Annotated in this window: 1 protein-coding gene; it reads left to right on the forward strand. The window is 46.9% G+C overall.

What is annotated here, in order from left to right; translation table 11 throughout:
- The first annotated feature begins 49 nt into the window (after window positions 1-49).
- A protein-coding gene (locus KNQ13_RS15650) for an IS3 family transposase (protein WP_236624308.1) occupies window positions 50-1,605 on the forward strand; the annotation gives its coding sequence in 2 pieces (ribosomal slippage) (window positions 50-689 and window positions 689-1,605; 1,557 coding nt in all).
- Window positions 1,606-1,650: the final 45 nt, after the last annotated feature.

Consider the following 1,650-nt stretch of genomic DNA (forward strand, 5'->3'; position numbering starts at 1 on the left):
TAGACAGTTGAAATAACAAAACTGTCTACTTTTGAAGGGAGCTTTTTCTATGGCCACATCTAAATTTTTGCTTGATGAAAAAATACACATCATACAGATGTACGATAACGGAACATATACGTTAAAGGAGATTGCGTCGCTCTTCGAGCTTTCACTCGATACGTTGAATACTTGGCGAAGACGATACCGTCACGGTGGTGCCTCAGCTCTAAGTAATAGAACGGGATGGACACGCTATTCAGAAGAACTGAAAACACAGGCCGTACGCGCAGTGCTAGACCGTGAGGAATCACTCAGGAGTGCCACGCTAAGATTCGGCATCTCGAGTAAGAGCGTGCTTCAAAGATGGATTAGCCAGTATACTGGTCATAGTACTCAAGGGAAACCGTTGAAGGAGCGATTCACTATGACCAAAGCAAGAAAAACAACATTCGAAGAGCGCGTCGAGGCAGTTATGGACTGCATACAGAACGGGAAAGACTATCAACACACCATGAAGACCCATCGGGTCTCGTATCAACAAATCTACAGCTGGGTAAGGAAGTTCGAGAAAGACGGGATAGACGCACTGTTGGACCGCCGGGGACGTCGGAAACCGAAGGAAGAATTGACCGCTGGAGAACGTTTCACTATTGAAATGAAACAACTCGAGAAAGAAAATGAGCGTCTGCGAATGGAGAACGCTTTCCTAAAAAAGTTAGAGGAGATCGAGAGGAGGTCACGTTAAGCCAAGTTCGTAATCGAGATAAATACGAGGCGATCCAGTCATTCGCAGCGCAATTCGGTTATCCCATCGTAGCCTTATGTGACCTTGCGGGTATCTCGCGTGCAGCTTACTATAAATGGTTACATCGTGTACCGACGGTACGGGAGACCGAGAACACACGGATCATCGAAGAGATGTGCCAGATTCACTATTCGGTGAACGGAATTTACGGATACCGCCGAATGACACTGAACCTGAAACGTCGCTTTGGCAGAAACGTCAACTCGAAGCGAATCCGTCGCTTGATGGGCGTTGCCCGAATCTACTGTGTCATCCGTCGAAAGCGTCCCAAATATATGCGCCACCTTCCTCAACAGACGACAGAGAATATCCTGAATCGTGATTTCCATGCGGCGGGACCGAATCAGAAATGGGTAACGGATGTCACGGAACTGAAGTATGGCGCATCCCAAAAGGCGTATCTAAGTGCCATTCTAGACCTGTACGACGGATCCATTCGTTCGTTTGTCATCGGTCATTCGAATAACAATCAACTCGTGTTCGATACGCTTGAACGCGCCCTTCAGGGCGCACCAGAAAGCCAACCACTTCTACATAGCGATCGTGGGTTTCAATATACGTCGCATGCTTTCCGTCGAATGACGAAAGCAGCAGGCATTACACAAAGTATGTCTCGTGTCGGTAAATGCATCGATAATGGTCCGATGGAATCGTTCTGGGGCGCATTGAAGTGTGAGAGTTATTATCTACATAAGTTTGAGGAGTTCGACGAACTCTGTCATGCGATTCAGCAATACATTCGATTCTATAACGAAGAACGATACCAAGAACGACTAAACGGCTTGAGTCCGCTGGAATTCAGGGCTCAAGCCGTTTAAAAGATTTTTATTATTTCGCCTGTCTACTTGACGGGGAGCAGTTCA

The sequence above is a fragment of the Exiguobacterium sp. s128 genome, assembly GCF_018618815.1.
In the GTDB taxonomy this organism is placed as follows: domain Bacteria; phylum Bacillota; class Bacilli; order Exiguobacteriales; family Exiguobacteriaceae; genus Exiguobacterium_A; species Exiguobacterium_A antarcticum.